Origin of the sequence: Pseudomonas tructae (assembly GCF_004214895.1) — a bacterium.
Taxonomy (GTDB): domain Bacteria; phylum Pseudomonadota; class Gammaproteobacteria; order Pseudomonadales; family Pseudomonadaceae; genus Aquipseudomonas; species Aquipseudomonas tructae.
The window spans coordinates 790,522-817,493 of the sequence record NZ_CP035952.1; the positions used below are offsets into that span (position 1 = coordinate 790,522).

Here is a 26,972-nt window from a genome sequence, read left to right on the forward strand (position 1 = left end):
CGCTCCTACAGTTCTGTAGGAGCGGGCTTGCCCCGCGATTGCAGATAACGCTTCTGTTCCGTGAGCATCCCATGCCCCAATCGCGTCCTTACAAAGTTGCACTCAACGGCTACGGCCGTATTGGTCGTTGCGTTTTGCGCGCACTCTTTGAACGGGGGGCGAAGGCGGGCTTTGAGATCGTTGCACTGAACGACCTGGCCGATCAGGCCAGCATCGAATACCTGACACGCTTCGACTCCACCCACGGGCGTTTCCCCGGTGAGGTGAAGGTCGACGGCGATTGTCTGCATATCAATGGCGACTGCGTGAAAGTCTTGCGCAGTGCCACCCCCGAAGGGGTCGACTGGGCGGCGCTTGGCGTCGACCTGGTGCTGGAGTGTTCCGGTGCCTACAACACCCGCGCCGATGCCCAGCGCTTTCTCGACGCTGGTGCGCCACGGGTGCTGTTCTCCCAGCCCATGGCCAGCGAGGCGGATGTCGACGCCACCATCGTTTATGGCATTAACCAGGATTGCCTGGACGGCAGCGAGAAGCTGGTCTCCAACGCTTCCTGCACCACCAACTGCGGCGTGCCGCTGTTGCGGGTGCTGGACCAGGCCTTTGGCCTGGAGTACGTGTCGATTACCACTATTCACTCGGCGATGAACGACCAGCCGGTGATCGACGCCTACCACCACGAAGACCTGCGCCGGACCCGTTCGGCGTTCCAGTCGGTGATCCCGGTGTCCACGGGCCTGGCCCGCGGCATCGAGCGGCTGCTGCCGGAACTTGCCGGACGAATTCAGGCCAAAGCCGTACGCGTGCCGACCGTCAACGTGTCGTGCCTGGACATCACCTTGCAAACCGCCCGCGACACCACCGCGGCCGAGGTCAACCGGGTGCTGCGCGAAGCCGCCCTGAGCGGACCGCTGCAGGGGCTGCTGGCCTACACTGAACTGCCGCACGCCAGTTGTGATTTCAACCATGACCCGCATTCGGCGATTGTCGATGCCAGCCAGACCCGCGTTTCCGGCCCCCGGCTGGTCAACCTGCTGGCCTGGTTCGATAACGAATGGGGTTTTGCCAACCGTATGCTCGACGTTGCCGATCACTTTCTGCACGTCGTCAATCAAACCCGCTCCACTTGTAAACAGCCCTGAAGGACTGCATTCATGACCGTGTTGAAGATGACCGACCTCGATCTGCAAGGTAAGCGCGTACTGATCCGCGAAGACCTCAACGTACCTGTGAAGGACGGTGTGGTTGCCAGCGATGCGCGCATCCTCGCTTCGCTGCCGACCATCAAGCTGGCCCTGGAAAAGGGCGCGGCCGTGATGGTCTGCTCGCACCTGGGCCGTCCGACCGAAGGCGAGTTTTCTGCCGAGAACAGCCTCAAGCCGGTCGCTGAGTACCTGGGCAAGGCCCTGGGCCGGGACGTGCCGCTGGTCGCCGATTACCTCGACGGCGTCGACGTCAAGGCCGGTGACATCGTCCTGTTCGAGAACGTGCGCTTCAACAAGGGCGAGAAGAAGAACGCCGACGACCTGGCGCAGAAGTACGCCGCACTGTGCGACGTGTTCGTGATGGACGCTTTCGGCACCGCTCACCGCGCCGAAGGTTCGACCCACGGCGTGGCCAAGTTCGCCAAGGTGGCCGCTGCTGGCCCGCTGCTGGCTGCCGAGCTGGACGCCCTGGGCAAGGCCCTGAAAGCCCCGGCCAAGCCGATGGCAGCCATCGTTGCCGGCTCCAAGGTCTCGACCAAGCTGGACGTGCTCAACAGCCTGAGCCAGATCTGCGACCTGCTGATCGTCGGCGGCGGCATCGCCAACACCTTCCTGGCGGCGGCCGGTCACCCGGTGGGCAAGTCGCTGTACGAGCCTGACCTGATCGACACCGCCAAGGCCATCGCCGCCAAGGTCAACGTGCCGCTGCCGGTGGACGTCGTGGTTGCCAAGGAATTTGCCGAAAGCGCCGAAGCGACCGTAAAACTGGTGGCTGACGTTGCCGCAGACGACATGATCCTCGACATCGGCCCGCAAACTGCGGCCAACTTTGCCGAGCTGCTGAAGTCGTCGAAGACCATTCTGTGGAACGGCCCGGTCGGCGTGTTCGAGTTCGACCAGTTCGGCAACGGTACCAAGGTGCTGGCCAAGGCCATCGCCCAGAGCGCCGCGTTCTCCATCGCCGGTGGTGGCGATACCCTGGCGGCCATCGACAAGTATGGCGTTGCCGAGCAAATCTCCTACATTTCTACCGGTGGTGGTGCCTTCCTCGAGTTCGTCGAAGGTAAAGTGCTGCCGGCCGTTGAAATACTGGAACAGCGGGCCAAGGCCTGATTCACTCAGTGCCTGGCAAAGGGAGCGACCTGATGGTCAAGCAATTGCCTGTGATTATCCTGGCCGGGCTGCTCGGCGCTTGCTCCAGCAATCCGGAGCAAGCGGCGCAAAAGCCCGGCGCGCCGAAAGGCGGTTGCTATCAGTCGCAATGGCAGGCTGAAACAGCCCCGGTGATCAACAAAAGGCTGGGCCCGGATGGCCTGGAAAAATACGACGACGAACATCAACGTCGTGCCCAGGGTTGCCCTTGATCGGTTTGCGGCAACCTACCGGCCGGTTTGTGGTCTGCTAGAGGATATTGGATGAAAGCGGTACTGGCCTTGATGGCCCTGGCAGTGCTTGGTGGTTGCGCAAGCTTCAAGCCTGCGCCTGCACCCACCGACAACTGGACCCGCTGGGTCTGTGACAGCCAGGCTGAAGTGCTCTGGCGCTTTGCCGATAGCAGCCAGCAGGACGTGGACGTGCGCCTGGGTGGCGGTGACCAGGTCTACCGGCTCAAGCCTGAGCCCAGTGGCTCGGGTGCGTTGTACAGCGATGGAGTGCTGGCGTTCCACAGCAAGGGTGAAGAAGGCCTGGTGTACTGGGTCGCCACCAACGATTTGATAGGGCGGGGCTGCAAGGCGCCGTGACTGGCCGGGCCGCTCGAAGGCCCACACTACTTGAATAGCAACCGCCGCTGCGGCAGGCTTGCACGAAAAACGACGCTTGTCGGGAGAGAGATACACAATGGCACTCATTAGCATGCGCCAGATGCTGGACCACGCCGCTGAATTCGGCTACGGCGTTCCAGCTTTCAACGTCAACAACCTTGAGCAGATGCGCGCCATCATGGAAGCCGCCGACAAGACCGACTCCCCGGTGATTGTCCAGGCCTCGGCCGGTGCTCGCAAATACGCTGGCGCGCCGTTCCTGCGCCACCTGATCCTGGCGGCCATCGAAGAGTTCCCGCACATCCCGGTGTGCATGCACCAGGACCACGGCACCAGCCCTGACGTTTGCCAGCGCTCGATCCAGCTGGGCTTCAGCTCGGTGATGATGGACGGCTCGCTGGGCGAAGACGGCAAGACCCCGACCGACTACGACTACAACGTGCGCGTTACCCAGCAAACCGTTGCCATGGCGCATGCCTGTGGCGTTTCGGTTGAAGGCGAACTGGGCTGTCTGGGTTCGCTGGAAACCGGCATGGCCGGTGAAGAAGACGGTATCGGCGCCGAAGGCGTGCTGGATCACAGCCAGATGCTGACCGACCCGGAAGAAGCTGCCGACTTCGTCAAAAGAACCCAGGTCGATGCCCTGGCGATTGCCATCGGTACCAGCCACGGTGCCTACAAGTTCACCAAGCCACCTACCGGTGACGTGCTGGCAATCGACCGCATCAAGGAAATCCACAAGCGCATCCCCAACACCCACCTGGTGATGCACGGTTCGTCCTCGGTACCGCAAGAGTGGTTGGCGATCATCAACCAGTACGGCGGCGACATCAAGGAAACCTACGGCGTACCGGTTGAAGAAATCGTCGAAGGCATCAAGTACGGTGTACGCAAGGTCAACATCGACACCGACCTGCGCCTGGCCTCCACCGGTGCCATGCGTCGCCTGATGGCTACCAACCCGAGCGAGTTCGACCCACGCAAGTTCTTTGGCGAAACCGTCAAGGCCATGCGTGACGTGTGCATCGCGCGTTATGAAGCTTTCGGCACCGCAGGCAACGCTTCGAAGATCAAGCCGATCTCCCTGGAAGCGATGTTCCAGCGTTACGCCAAGGGTGAGCTGGCCGCCAAGGTCAACTGAGCCTGAACAGAAAAAGCCCGCAGCGATGCGGGTTTTTTTTTGCCCGCGTGCCAGGGAGGCGGCGGGCATGGCCCGAACAGACAGACCGTTAGTCGGCTAACAGGCCATTCCTCCCACGATGGCAATGTGCTGACTTCAGATTTTTGGCCGCCGGGTCTAGAGTTACGCTCAGATTTCAGCCGACGTCCGGCATGGGTGTCCAAAGAGAAGCAGCATGGATTGCGCGCAACCTCAGTCACACGATAGCGGCTCAGTGCTGCTGGTCGTGGATGACTACCCGGAAAACCTGATCAGTATGCGGGCCTTGCTGGCTCGCCAGGATTGGCAAGTACTTACCGCGAGCTCGGGGACCGAAGCCCTGAGCGCGCTGCTCGAACATGAAGTGGACCTGGTCCTGCTGGATGTGCAGATGCCGGGCATGGACGGTTTCGAAGTTGCCCGCCTGATGCGCGGCAGTCAGCGCACGCGCCTGACCCCGATCATCTTCCTGACCGCCAACGAGCAGTCCCAGGCCGCCGTGCTCAAGGGCTATGCCAGTGGCGCGGTGGACTACCTGTTCAAGCCCTTCGACCCGCAGATCCTCAAGCCCAAGGTCCAGGCGCTGCTCGAACAGCAGCGCAACCGTCGCTCGTTGCAGCGCCTGAGTCGTGACCTGGAAGCCGCACGGGCATTCAGTGCCTCGGTGCTCAACAATGCCGCCGAAGGTATTCTGGTGGTGGCTGAGGATGGTCAGATCACCTTTGCCAACCCGGCCATTTCACACTTGCTCAAGGCGCCCGTCGAGGCGTTGCAGGGCACTCGTCTGCTGGACTTCGTGCAAGCGCCGGGGATGACCCTGTGGCGTGAGTCGGCCTTTTATCAGGCCTACCTGGATCGGCAGATCTTCCGCATTCACGATGCCCTGCTGCGCACGGCAAGCGGTGAGCCGGTGCCGGTGGCACTGTCGTGTTCGCCCCTGAGCGATGGTCAGCGAGCCATGGTCGTCACCGTGCTGGACATGTCGGTGGTACGCAGCCTGCACCAGCAACTTGAGTTTCAGGCCGTCACCGACCCCTTGACCGGCCTGCTCAATCGCCGCGGCTTCTATCAGGCGGCCGAAAGCGCGTTGGTGCGCAACGAGCGTAGCGACAAGAGCCAGGCCCTGATGTACCTGGACCTGGATGGCTTCAAGCACATCAATGACTTTCTTGGTCATGAAGCTGGTGACCGGGTGCTGCACTGGGTCGCCGAGCAGCTCAAGGATTGCCTGGGGGCCAAAGCGATCCTTGCGCGGATGGGCGGTGATGAGTTCACCGCGCTGTTCGATGCCCTGGAGTACCCCGAGCAGGCCGCACGCTTTGCCGAGCGGGTGATCGAGCGGATGTCCATCTGTCAGCAGGTCGAGGGCATGGACGTCACTTTGGGCGTGAGTATCGGCATTGCCACCTACCCCGACTGTGGCGCCAACCTCGACGGCCTGCTGCGCGCGGCCGATGCCGCGATGTACGCGGCCAAGCAGGCCGGGCGCCAGCAATACCGCTATTACGACCAGGACCTCAACGGCCGGGCGCGCTCACGCCTGATGCTCGAGGATTCGGTGCGCGGGGCCATTGAGCACCAGGACTTCAGCCTGGTCTATCAGCCCCAGGTGGCCTTCGCCGATGGCCGCCTGCGTGGCTTCGAGGCGTTGCTGCGCTGGCAGCACCCAAGTGTCGGCGATGTCCCGCCGGGGTTATTCCTGCCCTTGCTGGAGGAGGCGCGGCTGATTTCGCAGCTGGCCAGCTGGATCTATGCCCAAGGTGTGGCCCAGCGCCGCGACTGGCGCGAATGCTTCGACCCGGCCCTGGTGCTGGGTATCAGCCTTAGCCGGGTGCAATTCGCCATGCCAAACCTTGCCGAGGAGCTTGGGCGGGTGATCGCCAGCCAGGGCCTGGACCCGACGCAGCTCGAGGTCGAGGTTGCCGAAACCTCGTTGATGGTCAACAACGATGTGGCCTTGAAGCAACTGCGCAAGCTGCGCGAACTGGGTGTGCGTATCGCCCTGGACGATTTCGGTGCCGGCGATTGTTCTTTACGTATGTTGCGCGACCTGCCGATCGATACGCTCAAGCTCGATCGGCATCTGGTCGCCCGTTTGCCTGACTCGCAGGCTGACGCGGCGCTGGTGTGCTGTGTTATCGAATTGTGCAAGCAATACGCTATCAGCGTGATTGCCGAAGGTGTCGAAACCCTTGCGCAGGCAGACTGGCTGCGGGCCAATGGCTGCGAGTACGTGCAGGGCTTTCTGGTGGCACGGCCGATGACCGCGCGTGATGCCGGCGTGTTTCCGGGCTTTTTTGACTGGCAGCGGGTGTAGTTGGGTACACTGGGCGTTTTCTCGCCCGTCGTTTTTGATCATGACCGTGCTCAAGTACCTGCAAGCCTACCCGCCCGCCCTGCAAGATCAGGTGCGTCAGTTGATTGCCAGCAATCGCCTGGGCGACTACCTGCTGCAGCGCTATCCGGACAAGCATGCGGTGCAGAGCGACAAAGCGCTTTACACCTATGCCCAGGCGCTCAAACAGGAGCACCTGCGCAACGCGCCGAACCTTGACAAGGTGCTGTTCGACAATCGACTTGACCTCACCCATCGCGCGCTCGGCCTGCACACGGCGGTATCGCGGGTACAGGGCGGCAAGCTCAAGGCCAAGAAGGAAATCCGCATTGCCTCATTGTTCAAGGAGGCGGCGCCGCAGTTCCTGAAGATGATCGTGGTGCACGAACTGGCGCACCTCAAAGAGTCCGATCACAACAAGGCGTTCTACCAGCTCTGCGAATACATGCAGCCGGGCTACCATCAACTGGAATTCGACCTGCGGGTTTACCTGACCTACCGTGAGCTGCCCGCCAGCCTGTAGGCCCTGAGGATGTGCCAATGGAAGTGAGCAAGACCAAGAGCAGTTTCTACCGCCGGCTGTATGTGGCCTGGCTGATCGACAGCCAGACCGCCAGTACGGTCCCGGCCCTGATGGAGGCCACCGGGATGCCGCGGCGCACCGCCCAGGACACCATTGCCGCCCTGGCGGACCTGGACATCGTCTGTGAGTTCGAGCAACAGGCCGGGGCACGCAACCATGCTGGCCACTACCGGATTCGCGATTGGGGAGCGATCGACAAGCAGTGGATCATCCAGCATTTGCGCAGTGTGCGAGAGGTGTTGGGGTATCCTTGAGGCCCTCATCGCGGGGCAATGTGGGAGCGGCGGTGCGGCGGCCGACTTGCCCCGCGATGCTTTTAGCCCCGCCGCATCCCGATATGCGGAATATCGTCTTCCAGGTACTCTTCTCCCGCCACCTTGAAGCCATGGCGCCCATAGTAATCCTGCAAATGCGCCTGAGCTGAAAGGTACACCGGCACCTCGGGCCAGAATTCCTCTGCATATTTGAGCCCCTGCTCCATCAGCTCATGCCCCAACCCGCGACCGCGTGCGTCAGCGGCAATCAGCACCCGGCCAATGACCACGTCACCGCCCTGGGACTGCGGATCGAGCAAGCGCAGGTAAGCCAGCAGGTTGTCACCCTCCCACGCCATCAGGTGGCAAGTATCGCCGTCCAGGTCCTGGCCATCGACGTCCTGGTAGGCGCATTTCTGTTCGACCACGAAGACTTCGGTGCGCAGTCGCAGAATGGCATAGAGTTGTTCCTTGCCAAGGTCACTGTGGTGTTTGCAAATCCAGTCGATGATCATGGGCGTCCCTCAAGCGGCTAATACCCTTGATCATGGCAGACAGCGAGACGAGGGTCTAATTGCTACAGGTCAACACAGGCTCGAAGTCGACCAGAATAGAGGCCATTTGATATCATTTGCCTCTGCCCGATTACTTCTTCTTTGTGTAACCTGCGATGGCTGATAGGCACTGAACATTCTCAAGCAGTTGAAATCAACGGTGCGAACCAGGGGTTCGCTAAAGGATTTGAGCATGCGGCCATTGCTTCGGGTCTTGGCTTTGCTGGGAATACTGCTACTGATGAGCACGGCGGCGCAGGCCAACAAACTGCGCCTGGTTGCCGACAGCTGGCCACCCTTCACGGATGCCAACATGGCCAACGGTGGCCTGGCCACGGCCATCGTCACCACCGCCCTGACCCGTGCCGGCTATGCCAGCCAGTATGAGCAGGTGCCTTGGGCGCGGGCGCTGCTGGGGGTGGGGGACGGCCGCTACGATGTGCTGGTCAATGCCTGGTACAACGATTCGCGCACCCAGATTGGCCAGTTTTCCGCCGGCTACCTGACCAACCGTATCCGCCTGCTCAAGCGCAAAGGTGACGCGGTGCGCTTCAATGCCTTGAGCGACCTGTACCCGTTCCCCGTCGCCGTGGTGCGCGACTATGCCTACTCACCCGAGTTCGACAACGACGCTAACTTGCAGAAGATTCCGGTGCGCAGTTTTTCCGTCGCCGTCGGCATGTTGGCTGCTGGGCGGGTGCGTTTGGCGCTGGAAGACGAGTTCGTTGCCGGTTACTACCTCAAACGCGAGCCCAAAGCGGTGCGTGAGGCGGTGGAGTTCTTCGACAAGCCCGTCAGCGAGAACAGCCTGCATATCCTGGTCAGCCTGAAGAACCCCGAGCACCAGCAGATAGTCGCCGGCTTCGACCGCGCCATTGCCCAGATGAAAGCCGACGGCAGCTATGCCAGGCTGCTCAAGCAGCACGGCCTGTAGTCAGGCCGGGGCGTTGTCCTTGATCAGGTGTGCGGCGAGCGTGCGCAACGGCGCCAGTTGCCGGCAGATCAGCGCCAGCTGAGTCTGGACCAGGCGCTGGTTTTCATCGAGTTCTTCGGGCATTTGCTCAAGGTCATTGGCCAGGGCCTCCTCGACATCGCTATGGATCGCCACGGGCAGCTTGCTGGCCAGGCCTTCGGCGATCTCATCCAGGCTGTTGGCCAGGCTCGCCCCGGCGCCATCGATCAGTTGTTCGCGAACCTCGCCGGCAAGGGCTGTGTCGCGATGTGCGCCCAGGCCCGAGAGATAGCTGAGCAGGGTGTGCGACAACACCAGGAAGCGGAAGCCGACGTCTGCCTCTTTGCGAAAGTGTCCGGGCTCCATGAGCATGTTGGCCAGGGTGGTCGACAGCGCCGCATCGGCGTTGTGGGCGTTGCGCCGAGCCAGGCGGTAGGCCAGGTCATCGCTCTTGCCCTGGGCATATTGCTGCATGATCTGGCGCAGGTAGGTGCTGTTGCAGCTCAGGGTGTTGGCCAGCACCTTGTTCAGGCGCCGGCCCTGCCAGTCCGGAAGGAACAGGAACACTGCAAGGATGGCAATCAGGCTGCCCACCAGGGTATCGAACAGCCTTGGCAGGAACAGCCCGTAGCCATCGCCGATCTGGTTGAAGCAGAACAGCACCATCAGGGTGATCGCCGCTGTGGCCAGGGTGTAGCGGGTGGTGCGGTTGACGAAGAACACCACTCCGGCGGCGACGGCGAACAGCGACTGGATGATGGGGCTTGGGAACAGGTCGAACAGCGCCCAGCCTACGGTCAGGCCAATGGCGGTGCCGATGATCCGCTGTACCAGCTTGCGCCGCGTGGCGCCGTAGTTGGGTTGGCAGACGAAGAGGGTGGTGAGGATGATCCAGTAGCCCTGGGTCGGGTGGATCAGGTGCACCATGCCATAGCCGATCGACAGTGCCAGGGGCAGGCGCAGGGCGTGGCGAAACAACAGCGAGGTGGGGGTCAGTTGCTGGCGCAGACGGCTCCAGACGTCCTTGAAGTTGCGCGGCGAACGGTCGAGCAGGCTGCTGTCGCTGGCATCGGCGAGGTTGTCGGGGTTGCTGGCGTCGCTGAGCAGCCGGTCGAGGGTCGCAAGGTTGGCCGCCAGCGCCCGTAGCGAACGCAACAAGCCGCGCCAGGCCGGATTGCTCTGAATGCGCAGGTGCTCGAGCGATGCGTTCAAATCTTCCAGGGCCTGGGCGAAGCCGGTGTCGTAGATGAACGGCTGGCGTAGCTGGATCGACTCGGACAGCTGCTGACAGGCCACGCCCTGCTGGCGCAGCAGGCGCTGGCAGCGGAACAGCACATCGCTGTGGAAGAAGGCTTCGGTCAGGGCGTTGTATGGGTAGTGTGAAGAGCTGGCGCGCTCATGGATGTCCTGGGCAAGGAAGTACAGTTTCAAGTAGCGGCTGACTTTCGAGCCCGGACGGCCATTGCCGACCCGGTGCAGGATGATCTCCTTGGCCGCATTGAGCGCAGCCACTACCCGGCCATTCTGCTGCGCCAGCTCCAGGCGGCGGGCTTCGACATCCAGCTGGCGGATCGGTTCGAACAGGGTGGCCTTGAGCTTGAGATAGCGGCCCAGCTCACGGAACAGCCGGGCCAGGCTCTGCTGTACCGGCTGGTTGGAAAACAGTGCCTGCCACAGTACTGAAAGCAGGCCGTACCAGGCAGCGCCGGCCACCAGCAGCAGCGGTTCGTGCCAGAAGTCAGTGACTTCGCCGCCGCGCTGGTCGACGCCGATCATGGTATAGACCGACAGGATCAACGTCGCCGAGGCGATTGCACCGTAGCGCTCACCGAGGGCCCCGAGCATGGTCAGGGCGAAGCTGGCCAGGGCCAGGGCGCAGCCGAAGATAATCGGGTAGGGGAACAACAACTCCACCGACAGCGCGGCGACAGTGAAACACACCAAGGTGACGGCCAGGGCATTCAGGCGGCCCTGCCAGCTGTCGTCGGTCTCGGCCAGGGCGCTGGCGATAATCCCCAGGAACAGCGGAATCAGCAGGCCCATCTCGTCCTTGTACCAGCACAGCAGCATGCTGCCGGTCAGGGCGATGAGAACGCGGATGGCATAGCTGAACTTGTCCAGGGCCCAGAGGCGGCGCAACGATTGGCTGAACGAGGAGGATGACATGTCGGGTGGGCAAGCCTTGGGCGATGATCGAAATTGAGCCAGTCAAATGGCAGTCGTGTTACCACTGCCCTTGACCAGCAAAATTTGTTCCTTGATGCGCTGATTCTACCGCGAAGGTTAGACGAACTGCGCGGCCGCGTACGCCGAGGCCCAGGCCCACTGGAAGTTGAAGCCACCCAGGTGGCCGCTGACATCGAGCACTTCGCCGATAAAGTACAGGCCCGGGCTTTTCAGCGATTCCATGGTTTTCGACGAAACTTCGCGGGTATCGACGCCGCCCAGGGTGACTTCCGCGGTGCGGTAGCCTTCGGTGCCGGCCGGCACCACCTGCCAGGCCCCGAGCTTGTCGCTGACCTGGGCCAGTTCCGCCGGGGTGTACTGCTTCATCGGTTTGGAGACGAACCAGTGTTCGGCCAGCAGGTTGGCCATCTTCTTGGTGAAGATCTCCCCGAGCAGGGTCTTGAGCTCGCTGTTGGGGCGCTCGGCCTGCTGCTGTTGCAGCCAGCTCAGGGCGTCGTACTCCGGCAGCAGGTTGATCTCTACCGTATCCCCGGCCTGCCAGAACGAGGAAATCTGCAGGATCGCCGGGCCGCTCAGGCCGCGGTGGGTGAACAGCAGGTTCTCGCGAAAGCTGCTGCCGTTGCAGTTGGCCACGCAATCCACCGAAGTTCCCGACAGTTCAGTGCAGATTGCCTTGAGTTGCGGTTCGGTGATGGTGAATGGCACCAGGCCTGCGCGGGTCGGCAGCAGGCTGTGGCCGAACTGGCGAGCAACCTGGTAGCCGAAGCCGGTGGCGCCCAGGGTCGGGATCGACAGGCCTCCGGTGGCGATCACCAATGACTGGCAACGGAACTGGCCGGCGCTGGTTTCCAGCAGGTAACCGCTGTCTAGTTTTTCGATCTGTTCGATGCGGGTGTCCATGCGCAGTTCGGCGCCAGCGCCGGTGCATTCGTCCAGGAGCATGCCGAGGATGTCGCTGGATTTGTTATCGCAGAACAGCTGGCCGAGCTTTTTCTCGTGATAGGGCACGCCGTGCTTGCCGACCATCTCGATGAAGTCCCATTGGGTGTAACGGGCCAGGGCCGACTTGCAGAAGTGCGGGTTGTGCGAGAGGAAGTTGCCAGGCTCGGTGTACATGTTGGTGAAATTGCAGCGGCCACCACCGGACATGAGGATCTTTTTGCCCGGCTTGTTGGCATGGTCGAGTAACAGCACCTGACGGCCGCGTTTGGCGGCGCTCAAGGCGCACATCAGGCCGGCGGCGCCAGCGCCGATGATGATCACTTCGGTGGAACGCACTGCAAAATCCTCGAGAATTCGGTGGTGATGCGATCGCGGGGCCCTGTGGGAGCGGGCTTGCCCCGCGATGAGGCCAGCAAAATCAACAAAACACTCAGACGATCCGCACCCGCAATGACCGCCCCTTGATCTTGCCGCTGTTGAGCCGCTGCAGTGCCTGTTTGGCCACTGCCCGCTCAACGGCGACGAACGCCTGGAAGTCGAAAATGGCAATCTTGCCAACCTGGGTGCCCGGCAATCCGGCATCGCCGGTCAGGGCGCCAAGAATGTCGCCCGGACGCAGTTTGTCCTTGCGTCCGGCCGCGATGCACAGGGTGCTCATGGTCGGCAGCAGCGGTGCACCATTCTGGGCCTTTAGGCTGTCCAGTTGCTCCCAGCGCAAGTCGGCTTTCTGCATCTCTTCAATGGCCTTGGCGCGATGGCCTTCGGCCGGAGCCACCAGGCTCACCGCCAGGCCTTTCTCGCCAGCCCGACCGGTACGGCCGACACGGTGCACGTGGATCTCGGCATCGCGGGCGAGCTCGACGTTGATGACCATGTCCAGAGCATCGATGTCGAGGCCGCGGGCGGCGACGTCGGTGGCGACCAGTACCGACAGGCTGCGGTTGGCGAACAAGGTCAGGACCTGGTCGCGGTCCCGCTGCTCCAGGTCACCATGCAGGGCCTGGGCGGCAATGCCCTTGGCCTGCAGGTGCTCGACCAGCTCTTGGCACTGCTGCTTGGTGAAGCAGAAGGCCACGCATGACTGCGGACGGAAGTGGCCGAGCAATTTGCTCACGGCATCCATGCGCTGATCGGGATTGATCTCGTAGAAGCGCTGTTCGATCTGGCTGTCGGCGTGCTGCGAATCGACTTTGACGGTTTGCGGGTCGCGCATGAACGTCGAAGCCAGTTGCTTGATGCCCGCCGGGTAAGTGGCCGAGAACAGCAGGGTCTGACGACGCTTGGGGGTCTGCTCGATGATGTCGGCGATGGCGTCGTAAAAGCCCATGTCGAGCATGCGGTCAGCTTCGTCGAGGATCAGCTTGTTCAGACCATCGAGTACCAGGGTGCCCTTGCTCAAGTGCTGCTGCACACGGCCAGGGGTGCCGACGATGATGTGCGCGCCATGCTCGAGCGATGCGATCTGTGGGCCGAGGGATACGCCGCCACACAGGGTCAGGATCTTGATGTTGTCTTCAGCGCGGGCCAGGCGACGCAGCTCCTTGGCCACTTGGTCAGCCAGCTCGCGAGTCGGGCACAGGACCAGGGCCTGGCAGCCAAAGAAACGCGGGTTGATCGGGTTGAGCAGGCCGATGCCGAAGGCGGCGGTCTTGCCGCTACCGGTCTTGGCCTGGGCGATCAGGTCCATGCCCTTGAGGATTACCGGCAGGCTCTGGGCCTGGATCGGGGTCATCTGGGCGTAGCCGAGGGCGTCCAGGTTGGCCAGCATGGCGGCGGACAGCGGCAAAGTGGCGAAGGCGGTGGCAATGGTGGTCACGAGACGGGCCTGCAAAACAAAATGTCGCGCAGTGTACCAGCCTCGTGGCCTTTAGCCCTAAGGCTCGATCTCCGGTTCCGGACGAGGGGCACGCCTTCCGTCCGCCCTGGACAGCTGCATGAAGATCGCCGCCGCCAGCATGGCCATCAGGCCGATGGTTACAAAGGTCAGCTGGAACGCCCCAAGGGTGCTCTCCACGCCCTCGGCACTGCCTGCGGCGGTAAAGCCGCCAAGCAGTGCGCCGGCGCAGGCCACGCCCAGGCTCAGCGACAGTTGCGCGACCACCGACAGCAGGCTGTTACCACTGCTGGCGCTACTGTCGTCGAGATCGATCAGAGTCACGGTATTCATCGCCGTGAACTGCATCGAGTTGACCGCGCCCAGCAGGGCGAGCTGGAACAACAGCAGGGCGTAAGGCGTCTGCTCGTCGACCAGGCCCAGGCTGGCCAGCAGCAGGCCCAGCAGCAGGGTGTTGCCGGTAAGGATGGTGCGGTAACCGAAGCGCTCGATCAGCGGCCGGGCAATCGACTTGGCAACCATCGCCGCTGCGGCCAGCGGGATCATGCTCATGCCCGCTTGGGACGGTGAGTAGCCCAGCGCCACCTGCAACAGCAGCGGTACCAGAAACGGCAGGGCGCCGCTGCCCAGGCGGGCGAACAGGTTACCGAGGATGCCCACCGAAAAGGTCCGGGTGCGGAACAGTTTCGGCGAGAACAGCGGGTTGTCGATGCTGCCAGCGCGCAGCCAGTAGGCGGCCAGACAGGCCATGCCGGCGAACAGCAGCAACATTACCCGCAGGTGCGGTAGATGCAGTTCACCCAGGCCTTCCATGGCAATGGTGATCAGCACCATGGCAGCGCCGAACAGCACGAAGCCGATACCGTCGAAGCGGGTACGTTCTGAGCCGCGCAGGTCGGGGATGAACTTCCACACCGCATAGCAACCGATGGCGCCAACCGGCAGGTTGAGCAGGAAGATCCAGTGCCAGCTGAGAATCTCCACCAGCCAGCCACCCAGGGTCGGGCCCAGCAACGGGCCGAGCAGGCCGGGAATGGTGATGAAGCTCATGATCCGCACCAGCTCCGAGCGCGGGTAGGCACGCAGCACTACCAAGCGGCCCACTGGCAGCATCAGTGCTCCGCCCAGGCCCTGGACCACACGCGCCGCCACCAGCATGCCGAGGCTGCTGGCCAGGGCACAGAGCAGCGAGCCAAGGCTGAACAACAAGATGGCGCCGAAGAAGATGCGCTTGGTGCCGAAGCGGTCGGCAATCCAGCCCGAGGCCGGAATCAGCAAGGCCACGGTGAGCATGTAGGCGATGATCACCGACTGCATGCGCAGGGGGTCTTCGGCCAGATCGCGGGCCATGGCGGGCAGGGCTGTATTGAGGATGGTGCCGTCAAGCGACTGCATGAAGAAGGCGATGGCCACCACCCAGGGGATCCAGCGGGCGGTGGTCGGGTCCAGCGGGGGGCGGTTGGGCATGGGCTTTTGTGCAGTCCTTTAGGGCCTCATCGCGGGGCAAGCCCGCTCCCACAAAACCGGTGGGAGCGGGCTTGCCCCGCGATGAGGCTAATCACAATGTCAACGTCAGGCGCTTGACCAGCGCTCCCGGCAAATGGCTCGAACTGGTCTGGCGCTGGCCATAGGTGCTGGTCGACAGAATCAGCTCACGCTCGGCCGTCAACGCTTCCAATTGCGAACCCAGCAGACTGTAGACGCTGTCATCGAAACGCATGGTGCTCACCGGTGCCTGGATTTCGCCGTTCTCGACCCAGAAGGTGGCAAAGCGGGTCAGGCCGGTCATGCGTGCCGCAGGCAGGTCCGAGTAGTTCAGGTACCAGAGGTTGCTGATGTACAGGCCAGTGCCCAGGCGGGCGAGGATTTCGCTGTGTGCAAGCTCACCTGACGCCATGCTCAAGGCGCAAGGCGCTTCATGACTGTCGGCACCGTTGGCGGCCAGTTCGAACTCGGCGGCGCTGCGGGCGCAGACCAGGCGATCCAGGGACTGGCCCTTGTCGATCAGACACAGGTCGCTGCGCAGCAAGCCCTCGTCGGAGAATGACGGGCTCAGCGAGCCACTGACCTGCTCGACGATGCTGGTCAACGGGCTCAGGCTGGCATCGCCGCTGTACAGGCGTTGCAACGGGCTGTTCTTGGTGGCGATGGCCTGGGCCGAGAAGCCGCCCCAGCACAGCATGCCCATGATTTCGTCCAGCGCCGCCGGGGCCAGGTAGGCGCGGTACTGGCCGGGGGCAAGCTTTTTCAGTGGGCGGCCAAGGTAATCAAGCTGTTCGCGGGACTGCTGCAGGCGTTCGACGAATGCGTCGCGGTCCCAGGATTGGCCAGCATAGTTGGCTTTGACGGCCTCGCCGTTGCTGTGGAACAGGCTCCAGTCGAAGTTGAAGCTGTTGGCCTGGTGCCAGCCAAAAGCGCCGAATGAGCTGGCAAAGCCCCGGCAGATCGGGCCGGCGGCATAGATACCGACCAGGTCCAGATCACCCGCGCCTTGCTCGATCTGCGCCAGCACCGCAGCGCTGTCAGGCAGCGGATGATCTTGCACGCTATGGCTCTGCCAGGCGCTGTCGTTGAGTTGCAGGTAAGGGTCGGGCTCGAGCAGCGGCAGGGTCTCGCGCAATTGTTCCAGCGCCTGCTGCAAACGCAGGTGGTCGACTTCGGCGTCGTTACCGAGAGTGAACTGCAACTCGGCCTGGCGCCCGTCGGCGACCAGCTTGAGCACGCAACTGGCCTGCTGCACTTCACCGGCCTGGCGCACCTTGGCGTGATTGAAACGGATGAACTGCGAGTGTTCGCCGGCGTAGCTGAGGGTGAAATGCTCAGGGGCACGCACCGTGTCGCGCAGGTTGGCGACCAGGTCCTGGAAGCTTTGCAGTGGGGTGGCAGCCATCAGGCGTCTCCTCCGAATACGTCGATCTGGCTGAATACGCAGGCGGGGGAGGCGTGGCCCACCCGTACCACCTGGTTGGGTTCGCCTTTGCCGCAGTTCGGCGTGCCCAGCACCTGCAAGGTACTGGCGTCGCCAACGGCGCTGAGGTTGCCCCAGAACTGCGCGGAGATGCCGCGGTAATTGGGGTTCTTGACCACGCCCTTGAGCTCGCCGTTCTCGATCAACTGGCCCCATTCGCAGCCGAACTGGAACTTGTTGCGCGCATCGTCGATCGACCACGAGCGGTTGGTGCGCATCAGGATGCCCTGTTCGATGCCGCCGATCAGTTGCGCCAGGGTCTTGTCCCCCGGTTCGATGTTGAGGTTGGCCATGCGGTCGATCGGGGCGCGATTCCAGCCGCAGGCGCGGCTGTTGGCCACGCCATCAAGGCCTGAGCGGAACTGCGACAGAGCGCCACCCAGCGGGCGGATCAGCAAACCGTCCTTGATCAGGAACTGCTTGAGTGCGGGGCTGCCGTCATCGTCGTGGCTGTAGCTGGCCAGCTCCTCGCGGATCGAGGGATCGAAGGTCACATTGAGCAGGTTCGAGCCGTATTGCAGGTTGCCAAAGTCGCTGGCCTTGACGAAGCTGGTGCCGGCGTAATTGCGCTCGTCTCCAAGGATGCGGTCCATTTCCAGTGGATGGCCGATGGACTCGTGGATCTGCAGCATCATCTGGTCGGGCATCAGCAGCAGGTCGCGCACACCGCTCGGGGTGTTTGGCGCGAGCAACAGTTGCAGGGCCTGGTCCGCGACCTTGGCCCCGGCACCGACCAGGCCGCAGCGCTCGATCACATCCAGGCCACCTTGCTGGCCGAAATTCTCCCGGCCCAGGGTGCGGGTCTGGCTGTCCTGGCCGTCGAAGGCGGTGGTACTGAAACCCGGGTAGATGAAACGCTGGGCCTGGCGCAACTCGGCACCGGCACTGTTCAGGTAGATTTGCTCGATGTTGCTGATGCCAAGGCTGGCCTGCCAGTTCACCAGGCGGCTGTCATTGGGCACGCTGGCCGACTCCTGGGCGAGTAGGGCGTAGCAGTCGGCGAGGGCCGGGAAGGCGTGCTCAAGGTTGGGCGAGCAGTAGTCGGCGCGCTCCGTGGCTACCGGTTGTTCGCGCAGGTCGAGCAGGGCGCGGCCGGCGATGTGCCGGGCCAGCGCTTCGGCTTGCTCCAGTGCGCGTTGCAAGCCCGATTGAGACAGGTCGGCGGTGGCTGCGTAGGTTTCCACGCCATTGACGCGCACGGTGAGCATCGCGCCTTCATCACGGCTGAGGAACGGTGGCTCGGCGATATTCTTGCGCACCGACAGGTGCTGCTGGCTCTGCTGCACATAACGCAGGGAGAAAAATTCGCCACTGCTGCGCAGGGCGGCGAAGCGCTGGCGCAGCAATGCGCTCAACTCGAACATGCGGGAACCTCCGTGTGCGGTGGTTCCCCCTCAGAACCACTCGTCGTGCATAAGCGGGCAAGCGTATCACCGGCATGCCCGCTCATTATGGCAGCCAGGCGCTGTATCCGGCAGGAAAAAACCACGCCTGGGATCACCTGTCCAGGGCCACTGCCGGGCTGCGCGATGGCACTAGATAGATAGTGACCCATCTTCTCGGTGACTGCCTAGTTTTCAGCTTCCTAAACACAGGAAGCAAACCGATGACGCAAGCACATATTCGCACAACAACGGCTACCGAACGGGACGAGCTGGAGGCAGTAGGCCAGCGCTTTGCTCAAGCCTATCCAGATATTCACGAGCAACTGGTCCGAGTGGGCAGTGAGTTGTTACACCAACACACCGGCCAGGTGCTGGATCCTCAGCAGGTCTACTGGCATCGCTTTACCGACGCCCTGAGCAGTAGCCGAACCTACAGCGGCTGGGCCCATGTCGGTCGACCGGAAGAGTCCCTTACCTTTGTTCAATTGTTGATGCAGCGGTTCAGGGACCGGGATCAGGACAATGCAGATGAGTTGCAGGTTTACGGCGGCTTTTATCTGGCCGATGCCAATGCCGGTTTCTTTGATGAGCGCAATGAAGTCAGGCTTCTGCCTCAGGTCGTCATGAAGGCGTTCTGGGACCTGGACTTCGCGGCGTCCTACCGAGCTGCGCTCGATGGGTTCTGGAATAGCCACAGCAATGATTTTCAAACCTTGGCACGGGCTGCCTACCTGGCAAGCGCCGCTGAAGCTTATGGATTTGGCGCCCTGACCTATTCCGACCTGCGAAGCGTACTGCGCGCGATCGGTCGGGAAAAACTCGAGTCATTGGCGCAAGTGGCACAACCAGCACCGGCCATGGCGAGTGTCACTGTGCAGCCATTGGTGCTCGACGGCGTACAGTCCTTGGACGGCCTGCGGATCATCGCCGAGGATGGCCGCGAAGTGCTCTATCTGCCCGGTGGGCGGCTCGCTTTTCAGGGGTTTGCCAATGAGCGTGTCCTGCAGTCATGGCTGCAGTCGAGGTTGGCCAGGGACGATTGGCGTGCAGCATTGATTGCGCACTTTGCGCGCGAACACCGTCAACGCATGAGCCGTGAGCAGACATTGAACGTGGGGGCGGGGGAGGCTGTAGTCGGCGATCTCTTTGTAGCGTTGAGTCAAACGGCTCGCGCGGAAATGGAGCGGGACTCGCAATTGCTGCTGACGTCCAACGCGCAGTTGCGCAAGCGGTTGTGGATCGGCTACCTCGATGCATTCATTTCCCTGGCCAGCGCTACGGCGTTGCTGTCCTGGCCGATAGCGTTGATCGCCGTGGGCGCTGGCCTGGCCAATGTCGGATTGAATATCGATCAGGCCATCACTGGGGCAACCTCCGAACAGAGAAAGGCCGGGGTCGTGGGTGCCGCTTTGAACAGCATTGGTGTCCTGTTCAATGCCGCGGGGTTGTTGGGCGTGGCCGAGGCGCCTGTCGAAATCGAACTCGGCAATAACAGTGGAGCAGGGCACCTGGTAGAGGTCTTGCCCTCGTCACCTGAGCCGGCTGGCAAAACCTGGTCGCCGATCCCGGATACCTTCGAGCAATTGAAGGGCCTCGAAGCCAACGTTATGTTCAGCCGCAAGCGCCCGATTCTCAGTGGCGCCTTGCGAGGAGCTTTTCTGCAAAGTGATGGAAACCCACACATTCAACTCGACAATGAGACCTACCAGGTGCGCTACAACTCAGCCTTGAATGTCGTGGAGATTGTCCCGCCGGGCAGGCCATACGACTTCTTTGGCGCACGACCTGTGCGTCAGCTTGAGTCTGGGCGATGGGTGCTTTTGCAAAGGCCCTTGTTGCGTGGGGGCGACGAAACGGCCGAGGAGATCATCGAACAGCTACTTCCTGGCGAAGGTGGGCGCTTCGTACTGGGGGCCTATGAGTTTCCATCAGCTCAGGCGGATACCTTGAAAATGCTACTGGCCACGACGCTACGTAGTGACGCCAGATGTCCTGAGGCGTTGGATATCTATCTACGGCCTGGACGCCTGCATCCTTTCCCACAGCCGCAGCAAGCGACGTCGGAGTTCTGGAACCGCTACATACCCCCGGATGTTGAAGGCCAGAAGGCTTATGCACAAGAGGCTCTGGCTCGACAGAAAAGGGTTGTCGAAGTGCAACGGTTATCGCCTGACGCCGAAGTCATTGATGATTACTATCTGGACATGGATGGGCGCGAACATCGTGTCTTTATCGACGCGCAAGGCGAGTATAAATCCCAGAGCATTCTGCACTACACGGATTACGATGAGGACTTCAACGGGTTCTTGCGCCGTGGTACCCAGCAACCCGATGACCCGCTAAAAAGGATTCTTGACCTTGCCGAGGAGCTCGAGGTGATCGGCACCAATGACGAAGTTGCGCTGTATCGAGGCGGATTCGGCTCGCGTGGTACTTCCGGTATGGCGTTCCGTTCCGGACGCCTGCAGGTGGGCAATGTGCTGGTCAACAGTGACATTACCTCGTTCAGTGAAAGCCCCTATGTGGCTCGACGCTTCGCCAGCTCCCAGGGGGGGGATGCAGCCAACGACAGCCTGGCTCCGGAGTTCGATAACACGTCGGTCATTTTCAGGATTGATGCCGAGCAGTCGTTCAGTGCTTATCCCGTTGCGCCTTTTTCCAGAACGCCCCTGGAAGTGGAGTCGGTGTTTCTTCCTGGGTGCTACTTCAAGATCTCGAGTCTCAAGGAGGTATCAGGGCCACAGTACCGCTTCATGGAAGTCGGCCTGGAAGAAGTATCCAGGCCGCAGGCGGGGAATGTGTTTGATTTGCGTACAGGCAACCTTTTCAACCGCGAGCAGTACCTTGAAATGCTCGGTGCAAATGCCCGCGATCTGGTTGATAAATTCTTCCCTCTTTGAGTCAGAACCACCTGTCCTGCATGTCCAGGCAGGTGCTATCGCGTGACTCCAGCAAGTCTAGTTCATGCAGGCAGCCCGGCACTTCCCAGGTCAGAAAGTACCGAGCCGCCTGTAGTTTGCCGCTGTAGAAATCCTCGTCCGCGGTGATGCCAGTCGCCAGACCCTGCCTGGCGAAAATGCCCTGCTCCAGCCAGCGCCAACCGATCACGCAGTGGCCGAAGGCCTTGAGGTAAAGCGCCGAGTTGGCCAGCGCCGTAGTGGTATGCCCCAGGGCCAGGTCACTGAGCAGCCCCAGGGTCACCTGTTGCAAGCGCGACAGCAATTGTTCTAGGGGCAGCCGCAGCGGGTCCAGATTGGGATGAGTTTGTGCCCGCCCGCAGGTCGCCGCGATTCGCCGTACCAACTGCTTGAGCCCGGCGCCGTTGTTCTGTGCCAGCTTGCGCCCGAGCAGGTCCAGTGACTGGATGCCGTGGGTGCCTTCGTGGATAGGGTTCAGGCGGTTGTCGCGGTAGTACTGTTCGACCGGGTACTCGCGGGTATAGCCGTGGCCGCCAAGAATCTGGATGGCCAGTTCGTTGGCCTTCAGGCAAAACTCCGAAGGCCAGGATTTGACGATCGGAGTCAGCAGGTCGAGCAGTTCGTGGGCTTGCTGGCGAACCGTTTCGCTTTCGCCGCTCTGGGTCTCATCGAACAGCCGGGCCGCATACAGGCCCAGGTCGAAGGCGCCCTCGACGTAGGCCTTCTGGGTCAGCAACATGCGTTTTACATCGCTGTGCTGGATGATCGGTACGGCAGCGGTGGCCGGATCCTTGTTGTCTGGCAGGCGGCCCTGTGGACGCTGGCGGGCGTACTCCAGGGAGTACAGGTAGCCGGCATAGCCGAGCATCACCGCCCCCATGCCGACGCCGATACGCGCCTCGTTCATCATCTGGAACATGCAGGCCAGGCCCTGGTGTGGCTTGCCCACCAGGTAGCCGACGCACTGGCCGTTATCGCCGAAGTTCAGCGCTGTCGAAGTGGTGCCGCGCCAGCCCATCTTGTGGAACAGCCCGGCCAGCAGCACATCGTTGCGCGGCCCCAGGCTGCCGTCGGCGTTGACCAGGAACTTGGGCACGATAAACAGCGAAATGCCCTTCACCCCAGGCGGCGCATCCGGCAGCTTGGCCAGCACCATGTGCACGATGTTTTCCGACAGCGAATGGTCACCGCCGGAAATGAAGATCTTGTTGCCGCGCAGCCGGTAGCTGCCGTCGCCGGCAGGCTCGGCGCGAGTGCGGATATCGGCCAGGGACGAACCGGCATGGGGTTCGGTCAGGGCCATGGTGCCGAAGAAACGGCCATCGATCATCGGCTGCAGGAACAGGCGCTTCTGCTCTTCGCTGCCAAAGTTCTCGATCAGGTTGGCGGCGCCCATGGTCAGGAACGGGTAGGCCGTGGTCCCGGCGTTGGCGGCCTGGAAGTGAGCGAAACAGGCTTGCGACAGCAGGGTCGGCAACTGCATACCGCCAGCTTCGAAGTCGCGGTTGGCATTGAGAAAGCCGGCTTCAAGGAAGGCATCGATCGCCGGTTTGACCTCGGGGATCAACACCGCCTCGCCATTCTCAAAGCGTGGTTCATGCTCATCGCCCTTGCGGTTGTGCGGGGCAAAATACCTTTCGGCGATGGTCCGTGCGGTGTTCAAGGCGGCGTCGAAGGTTTCGCGTGTGTGCTCGGCAAAGCGCGGGCGTTGGGTCAGGGCCTCGGCGTCGAGCACTTCGTAGAGTTCGAAGGCCAGGTTGCGGGCGCTGAGCAGAGTCTCGGACATGGCGGCATTCCTGTCTGGGGATGGGCCGAGTCTAGGAGGGTCTACGAGAAGGTGCCTAGCACCATAGATGAGGGTGATGTAGGGAAATGGGGAGAGGGATATCGCGGGGCAAGCCCGCTCCTACCCGGTAGGAGCGGGCTTGCCCCGCGATAGAGGCGCCGCTGACTATCAGCCGATAGTCATCAGGCTCGCGTTACCACCAGCGGCAGCGGTGTTGACGCTCAGCGCGCGCTCGATCACCAGACGCTCCAGGGCAATCGCGGTTTCACCCGACGACAGGCCGTGAACCCCGACGATGGCGCCAGCGCGCTTGGCCACCTGCTCGCACACCGCGCGCAGTTGGTCAGAGTCGCCGTGATGCAGGACGGCATCGAACACCACCTCATCCTTGTTCCAGTCGACCACCAGCTGGATGCGCGCTTGCACATCCTTCGGCAGGCGATTGCGCAGGGTCTTGCTCAGTTCGCCTTCTGGCCAGACCGCCGAGCTGCCCACGGCCAGGACCGCGGCCAGTTGGGTCAGCAGGTCGGCTTCGACCTCGGCCAGGCACAGCACGTGCTCGCGCGGCAGGATGGTGTAGCTGTTGCGCTCGCCAGTCGGGCCCGCCAGCAGACGGCTGATACCGCTTTGCGACTGCTGGGCGAACTGCTCGCACAGGCTGTTCAGGTCGTTCAGCTGATTGCTCGCAGCCCAGGCCTTTAGAGCTTGCAGCGGCTTGCTCAGGCTGTCGCGCAGGCGGGTGTCCGGGGCGTTTTCGCCGTCGGTACGCTGGAACGACTGCTCGATGGCGCCGGCCGGGCGGGTCGACAGCAAGCGGTACAGGTACAGCGGGCCGCCGGCTTTCGGGCCAGTGCCAGACAGGCCTTCACCGCCGAATGGCTGTACGCCGACCACGGCACCGACGATGTTGCGGTTGACGTAGACGTTACCGGCATTGACGTTGTCGATGACCTTGGCGATGGTTTCATCGATGCGGGTGTGGACACCCAGGGTCAGGCCGTAACCGGAGGCATTGATTTGCTCGATCAACTGGTCGAGGTTCTTGCGGTTGTAGCGCACCACGTGCAGTACCGGGCCGAAGATCTCGCGCTGCAGTTCGTCGAAGCTTTCCAGCTCGATCAGGGTTGGCATCACGAAGGTGCCGCGCTTGATTTCTTCGCCATCGGCAATGGCCATCTGGTACACGGTGCGGCCTTTGTCGCGCATGCCCTGGATGTGTTTCTCGATCCCGGCTTTGGCTTCGGCGTCGATCACCGGGCCAATGTCCACGGACAGGCGCTCGGGGTTACCCAGGCGGCTTTCGGCCATGGCGCCCTTGAGCATTTCGATGACGCGGTCGGCGGAATCTTCCTGCAGGCACAGTACGCGCAGGGCCGAGCAACGTTGACCAGCGCTATCGAAAGCCGAGGAGACGACGTCGATGACCACTTGCTCGGTGAGTGCCGAGGAGTCGACGATCATTGCGTTCTGGCCGCCGGTCTCGGCGATCAGCGGGATCGGACGGCCCTGGGCATCCAGGCGGCCGGCGATGTTGCGTTGCAGCAGGCGGGCGACTTCGGTGGAACCGGTGAACATCACGCCTTTGACCCGATCATCACCGACCAGGCGGGCGCCGACGGTTTCACCGCGGCCTGGCAGCAGTTGCACCACGCCTTCAGGGATGCCGGCTTCGAGCAGCAGGCGCACGGCCTGGGCCGCGACCAGCGGGGTTTGCTCGGCCGGCTTGGCCAGCACCGGGTTACCTGCGGCAAGCGCAGCGGCAACCTGGCCACTGAAGATAGCCAGCGGGAAGTTCCACGGGCTGATGCACACGACCGGGCCCAGTGGGCGGTGGGCGTCGTTGCTGAAGTCGTTGCGCGCCTGTACGGCGTAGTAACGCAGGAAGTCGACGGCTTCGCGGACTTCGGCGATGGCGTTGGCGAAGGTCTTGCCGGCTTCACGGGCAAGCAGGCCCATCAACGGCTGGATCTCGGCTTCCATCAGGTCGGCGGCACGTTCCAGGATCGCTGCGCGTTCGGCTGGCGGGGTGGCCTGCCAGATCGGCGCGGCCTTGACGGCGCACTGGATGGCGTTGTCGACGTCGCTGACGTTGGCTTCCTGGACGTGGCCTACGACATCACGCAGATCTGCCGGGTTCAGCACGGCGCTGGCCGCTTCCTGGCTGGAGGCGCAACCGAGCATCGGTGCGGCTTTCCAGTCGTTGTGAGCGCTGGCCAGCAGGGCGCAGGACAGCGAAGCCAGGCGGTGTTCATTGGCCAGGTCGATGCCGGCGGAGTTGGCCCGCTCGGCGCCATACAGCTCACGCGGCAGTGGAATGCGCGGGTGCGGCAGGCCGGCGTTGCCTTCCTGGGTCGCCATCTGCTCGATGGTTGCGACCGGGTCGGCGACCAGTTCCTGGATCGAGATCGACTGGTCGGCAATCCGGTTGACGAACGAGGTGTTGGCACCGTTTTCCAGCAGTCGGCGAACCAGGTAGGCCAGCAGGGTTTCATGGGTACCGACCGGTGCATACACACGGCACGGACGGTTCAGCTTGCCATCGGCGACTTTGCCGACAACCTGCTCGTACAGCGGCTCGCCCATGCCGTGCAGGCACTGGAACTCGTACTGGCCCGGGTAATAGTTCTGGCCGGCAATATGGTAGATGGCCGACAGCGTATGGGCGTTGTGGGTGGCGAACTGCGGGTAGATGACTTCCGGCACCGACAGCAGTTTGCGTGCGCAAGCAATGTAGGAAACGTCGGTGTACACCTTGCGGGTGTAGACCGGGTAGCCTTCCAGGCCCTCGACCTGGGCGCGCTTGATTTCGCTGTCCCAGTAGGCGCCTTTTACCAGGCGGATCATCAGGCGATGGCGGCTGCGGCGGGCCAGGTCGATGACGTAGTCAATGACGTACGGGCAGCGTTTCTGGTAGGCCTGGATGACAAAGCCGATACCGTTCCAGCCGGTCAGTTGCGGCTCAAAGCACAGGCGCTCGAGCAGGTCCAGCGACAGCTCCAGGCGGTCGGCCTCTTCGGCGTCGATGTTCAGGCCGATGTCGTATTGCTTGGCCAGCAGGGTCAGCGACAGCAGGCGCGGGTACAGCTCGTCCATTACGCGCTCGTACTGGGCGCGGCTGTAGCGTGGGTGCAGGGCCGAGAGCTTGATCGAGATGCCCGGGCCTTCATAGATGCCGCGGCCGTGGGACGCCTTGCCAATCGAATGGATGGCCTGCTCGTAGGACGCCAGGTACTTCTGGGCATCATGTTCGGTCAGTGCCGCTTCACCGAGCATGTCATAGGAATAGCGGAAACCTTTGGCTTCGAACTTGCTGGCATTGGCCAGGGCTTCGGCGATGGTTTCACCGGTGACGAACTGCTCGCCCATCAGGCGCATGGCCATGTCGACGCCCTTGCGGATCATCGGCTCGCCGCTCTTGCCGATGATGCGGCTGAGCGAGGAGGTCAGGCCGGATTCGTTGTGGGTCGAGACCAGCTTGCCGGTCAGCAGCAGGCCCCAGGTGGCGGCGTTGACGAACAGCGATGGGCTGTTGCCCAGGTGCGGCTGCCAGTTTCCGGTGCTGATCTTGTCGCGGATCAGGGCGTCGCGGGTGCCTTTGTCGGGGATGCGCAGCAGTGCTTCGGCCAGGCACATCAGCGCCACGCCTTCCTGGGACGACAGGGAGAACTCCTGCAGCAGGCCCTGAACGATGCCGGCACGGCCGCCAGCGCTCTTTTGGTTACGCAGCTTTTCAGCGATGCCCGCAGCCAGCTTGTTGGTGGCTTCGGCCATGGCGGCTGGCAGGCGTGCCTGCTCCAGCAGCATCGGAACTACTTCCGGCTCAGGGCGGCGGTAGGCGGCGGTGATGGCCGAGCGCAGTACCGATTGCGGCAAAATGCTTTCGGCGAACTCGAGGAAGCACTGGTGCGCGTGGTCGGTCTGGACTTCGCCACTGTCGTCGGTATGAGTGCCGGGCTGACCGTTGAGTTCGGTCAGGGTGGCGCCACCCTCGAGCTTCTCCAGGTAATTGAAGATCGCTTGTTTGATCAACCAATGCGGCGTGCGGTCGATAGACGTCGCAGCTGCTTTGAGTCGCTCACGGGTAGGGTCGTCGAGTTTGACCCCAAGGGTGGTCGTCGCCATTTCTTATCCTCATTATTGCCACAGGCTG

The 26,972-nt window shown here is 62.5% G+C and carries 19 protein-coding genes; 10 read left to right on the top strand and 9 right to left on the bottom strand.

The window, feature by feature from the left end; all coding sequences use genetic code 11:
- Positions 1-71 precede the first annotated feature (71 nt).
- The 8 genes from epd to EXN22_RS03700 all read left to right on the top strand — a co-directional run bounded on the left by epd (position 72) and on the right by EXN22_RS03700 (position 7,296).
- Positions 72-1,139, top strand: coding sequence for an erythrose-4-phosphate dehydrogenase (epd, locus tag EXN22_RS03665; RefSeq protein WP_130262745.1), 1,068 nt, complete (start codon positions 72-74; stop codon positions 1,137-1,139).
- Between the two features lie 12 nt (positions 1,140-1,151).
- The gene (locus EXN22_RS03670) at positions 1,152-2,315 is read left to right on the top strand and encodes a phosphoglycerate kinase (protein ID WP_130262747.1); all 1,164 of its coding nucleotides are present in this window, start codon (positions 1,152-1,154) and stop codon (positions 2,313-2,315) included.
- A 32-nt stretch (positions 2,316-2,347) separates the two neighbouring features.
- Positions 2,348-2,566 (top strand): hypothetical protein, encoded by a 219-nt coding sequence (locus EXN22_RS03675; RefSeq protein WP_130262749.1) that lies wholly within the window; start codon positions 2,348-2,350, stop codon positions 2,564-2,566.
- 51 nt (positions 2,567-2,617) lie between these two features.
- Positions 2,618-2,944 (top strand): MliC family protein, encoded by a 327-nt coding sequence (locus EXN22_RS03680; RefSeq protein ID WP_130262751.1) that lies wholly within the window; start codon positions 2,618-2,620, stop codon positions 2,942-2,944.
- A gap of 97 nt (positions 2,945-3,041) precedes the next feature.
- Positions 3,042-4,106: a class II fructose-bisphosphate aldolase gene (gene fba, locus EXN22_RS03685; protein ID WP_043863595.1), complete on the top strand. Its 1,065-nt coding sequence runs from the start codon at positions 3,042-3,044 to the stop codon at positions 4,104-4,106.
- 214 nt (positions 4,107-4,320) lie between these two features.
- The gene (locus EXN22_RS03690) at positions 4,321-6,441 is read left to right on the top strand and encodes a putative bifunctional diguanylate cyclase/phosphodiesterase (RefSeq protein ID WP_130262753.1); all 2,121 of its coding nucleotides are present in this window, start codon (positions 4,321-4,323) and stop codon (positions 6,439-6,441) included.
- A 40-nt stretch (positions 6,442-6,481) separates the two neighbouring features.
- Positions 6,482-6,982: a YgjP-like metallopeptidase domain-containing protein gene (locus EXN22_RS03695; RefSeq protein ID WP_130262755.1), complete on the top strand. Its 501-nt coding sequence runs from the start codon at positions 6,482-6,484 to the stop codon at positions 6,980-6,982.
- A gap of 17 nt (positions 6,983-6,999) precedes the next feature.
- Complete coding sequence (locus EXN22_RS03700; protein WP_115089207.1) at positions 7,000-7,296, top strand: winged helix-turn-helix domain-containing protein; 297 nt, start codon at positions 7,000-7,002, stop codon at positions 7,294-7,296.
- 62 nt (positions 7,297-7,358) lie between these two features.
- Here the strand turns inward: EXN22_RS03700 and EXN22_RS03705 are convergent, their stop codons facing one another.
- The gene (locus tag EXN22_RS03705) at positions 7,359-7,811 is read right to left on the bottom strand and encodes a GNAT family N-acetyltransferase (protein ID WP_130262757.1); all 453 of its coding nucleotides are present in this window, start codon (positions 7,809-7,811) and stop codon (positions 7,359-7,361) included.
- A 232-nt stretch (positions 7,812-8,043) separates the two neighbouring features.
- Between EXN22_RS03705 and EXN22_RS03710 the strand changes: the two genes are divergently transcribed.
- A complete protein-coding gene (locus tag EXN22_RS03710) occupies positions 8,044-8,784 on the top strand; it encodes a substrate-binding periplasmic protein (RefSeq protein ID WP_130262759.1) in 741 nt (246 codons plus the stop codon).
- Here EXN22_RS03710 and yccS read toward each other — a convergent pair whose 3' ends face one another.
- The 6 genes from yccS to EXN22_RS03740 all read right to left on the bottom strand — a co-directional run bounded on the left by yccS (position 8,785) and on the right by EXN22_RS03740 (position 18,097).
- Positions 8,785-10,968, bottom strand: coding sequence for a YccS family putative transporter (gene yccS / locus EXN22_RS03715; RefSeq protein WP_130262761.1), 2,184 nt, complete (start codon positions 10,966-10,968; stop codon positions 8,785-8,787).
- Between the two features lie 117 nt (positions 10,969-11,085).
- On the bottom strand, positions 11,086-12,267 hold the full coding sequence (locus tag EXN22_RS03720) for a BaiN/RdsA family NAD(P)/FAD-dependent oxidoreductase (protein WP_130262763.1): 1,182 nt from the start codon (positions 12,265-12,267) through the stop codon (positions 11,086-11,088).
- Positions 12,268-12,361: 94 nt separating this feature from the next.
- On the bottom strand, positions 12,362-13,699 hold the full coding sequence (gene dbpA, locus EXN22_RS03725) for an ATP-dependent RNA helicase DbpA (protein WP_233281713.1): 1,338 nt from the start codon (positions 13,697-13,699) through the stop codon (positions 12,362-12,364).
- A 105-nt stretch (positions 13,700-13,804) separates the two neighbouring features.
- Complete coding sequence (gene mdtD / locus EXN22_RS03730) at positions 13,805-15,232, bottom strand: multidrug transporter subunit MdtD (RefSeq protein WP_130262767.1); 1,428 nt, start codon at positions 15,230-15,232, stop codon at positions 13,805-13,807.
- Between the two features lie 91 nt (positions 15,233-15,323).
- Entirely contained in the window at positions 15,324-16,655 is a 1,332-nt protein-coding gene (locus EXN22_RS03735; RefSeq protein ID WP_130262769.1) for a TldD/PmbA family protein, read from the bottom strand.
- Positions 16,655-18,097, bottom strand: coding sequence for a TldD/PmbA family protein (locus tag EXN22_RS03740; RefSeq protein ID WP_130262771.1), 1,443 nt, complete (start codon positions 18,095-18,097; stop codon positions 16,655-16,657). Before EXN22_RS03740 ends, EXN22_RS03735 begins: the two co-directional genes overlap by 1 nt.
- 242 nt (positions 18,098-18,339) lie before the next feature.
- Here EXN22_RS03740 and EXN22_RS03745 point away from each other — a divergent pair, with 242 nt between their 5' ends.
- Positions 18,340-21,018 (top strand): dermonecrotic toxin domain-containing protein, encoded by a 2,679-nt coding sequence (locus tag EXN22_RS03745; protein WP_130262773.1) that lies wholly within the window; start codon positions 18,340-18,342, stop codon positions 21,016-21,018.
- Position 21,019: 1 nt separating this feature from the next.
- On the opposite strand, the gene EXN22_RS03750 is transcribed toward EXN22_RS03745, so the two are convergent.
- Together EXN22_RS03750 and putA are read right to left on the bottom strand one after the other, a co-directional pair.
- Positions 21,020-22,822: an acyl-CoA dehydrogenase gene (locus EXN22_RS03750; protein ID WP_130262775.1), complete on the bottom strand. Its 1,803-nt coding sequence runs from the start codon at positions 22,820-22,822 to the stop codon at positions 21,020-21,022.
- A gap of 168 nt (positions 22,823-22,990) precedes the next feature.
- Complete coding sequence (putA, locus tag EXN22_RS03755) at positions 22,991-26,944, bottom strand: trifunctional transcriptional regulator/proline dehydrogenase/L-glutamate gamma-semialdehyde dehydrogenase (RefSeq protein WP_130262777.1); 3,954 nt, start codon at positions 26,942-26,944, stop codon at positions 22,991-22,993.
- Positions 26,945-26,972 lie beyond the last annotated feature (28 nt).

Excerpts from the sequence above, each read along its gene's own strand:
- yccS (WP_130262761.1), bottom strand. The coding sequence starts at position 10,968 with ATGTCATCCTCCTCGTTCAGCCAATCGTTGCGCCGCCTCTGGGCCCTG.
- fba (WP_043863595.1), top strand. The coding sequence starts at position 3,042 with ATGGCACTCATTAGCATGCGCCAGATGCTGGACCACGCCGCTGAATTC.
- EXN22_RS03745 (WP_130262773.1), top strand. The coding sequence starts at position 18,340 with ATGACGCAAGCACATATTCGCACAACAACGGCTACCGAACGGGACGAG.
- EXN22_RS03735 (WP_130262769.1), bottom strand. The coding sequence starts at position 16,655 with ATGGCTGCCACCCCACTGCAAAGCTTCCAGGACCTGGTCGCCAACCTG.
- putA (WP_130262777.1), bottom strand. The coding sequence starts at position 26,944 with ATGGCGACGACCACCCTTGGGGTCAAACTCGACGACCCTACCCGTGAG.
- EXN22_RS03690 (WP_130262753.1), top strand. The coding sequence starts at position 4,321 with ATGGATTGCGCGCAACCTCAGTCACACGATAGCGGCTCAGTGCTGCTG.
- EXN22_RS03740 (WP_130262771.1), bottom strand. The coding sequence starts at position 18,097 with ATGTTCGAGTTGAGCGCATTGCTGCGCCAGCGCTTCGCCGCCCTGCGC.
- EXN22_RS03670 (WP_130262747.1), top strand. The coding sequence starts at position 1,152 with ATGACCGTGTTGAAGATGACCGACCTCGATCTGCAAGGTAAGCGCGTA.
- EXN22_RS03710 (WP_130262759.1), top strand. The coding sequence starts at position 8,044 with ATGCGGCCATTGCTTCGGGTCTTGGCTTTGCTGGGAATACTGCTACTG.
- EXN22_RS03695 (WP_130262755.1), top strand. The coding sequence starts at position 6,482 with ATGACCGTGCTCAAGTACCTGCAAGCCTACCCGCCCGCCCTGCAAGAT.
- EXN22_RS03705 (WP_130262757.1), bottom strand. The coding sequence starts at position 7,811 with ATGATCATCGACTGGATTTGCAAACACCACAGTGACCTTGGCAAGGAA.
- mdtD (WP_130262767.1), bottom strand. The coding sequence starts at position 15,232 with ATGCCCAACCGCCCCCCGCTGGACCCGACCACCGCCCGCTGGATCCCC.
- dbpA (WP_233281713.1), bottom strand. The coding sequence starts at position 13,699 with ATGCTGGCCAACCTGGACGCCCTCGGCTACGCCCAGATGACCCCGATC.
- EXN22_RS03750 (WP_130262775.1), bottom strand. The coding sequence starts at position 22,822 with ATGTCCGAGACTCTGCTCAGCGCCCGCAACCTGGCCTTCGAACTCTAC.
- EXN22_RS03680 (WP_130262751.1), top strand. The coding sequence starts at position 2,618 with ATGAAAGCGGTACTGGCCTTGATGGCCCTGGCAGTGCTTGGTGGTTGC.
- epd (WP_130262745.1), top strand. The coding sequence starts at position 72 with ATGCCCCAATCGCGTCCTTACAAAGTTGCACTCAACGGCTACGGCCGT.
- EXN22_RS03700 (WP_115089207.1), top strand. The coding sequence starts at position 7,000 with ATGGAAGTGAGCAAGACCAAGAGCAGTTTCTACCGCCGGCTGTATGTG.
- EXN22_RS03675 (WP_130262749.1), top strand. The coding sequence starts at position 2,348 with ATGGTCAAGCAATTGCCTGTGATTATCCTGGCCGGGCTGCTCGGCGCT.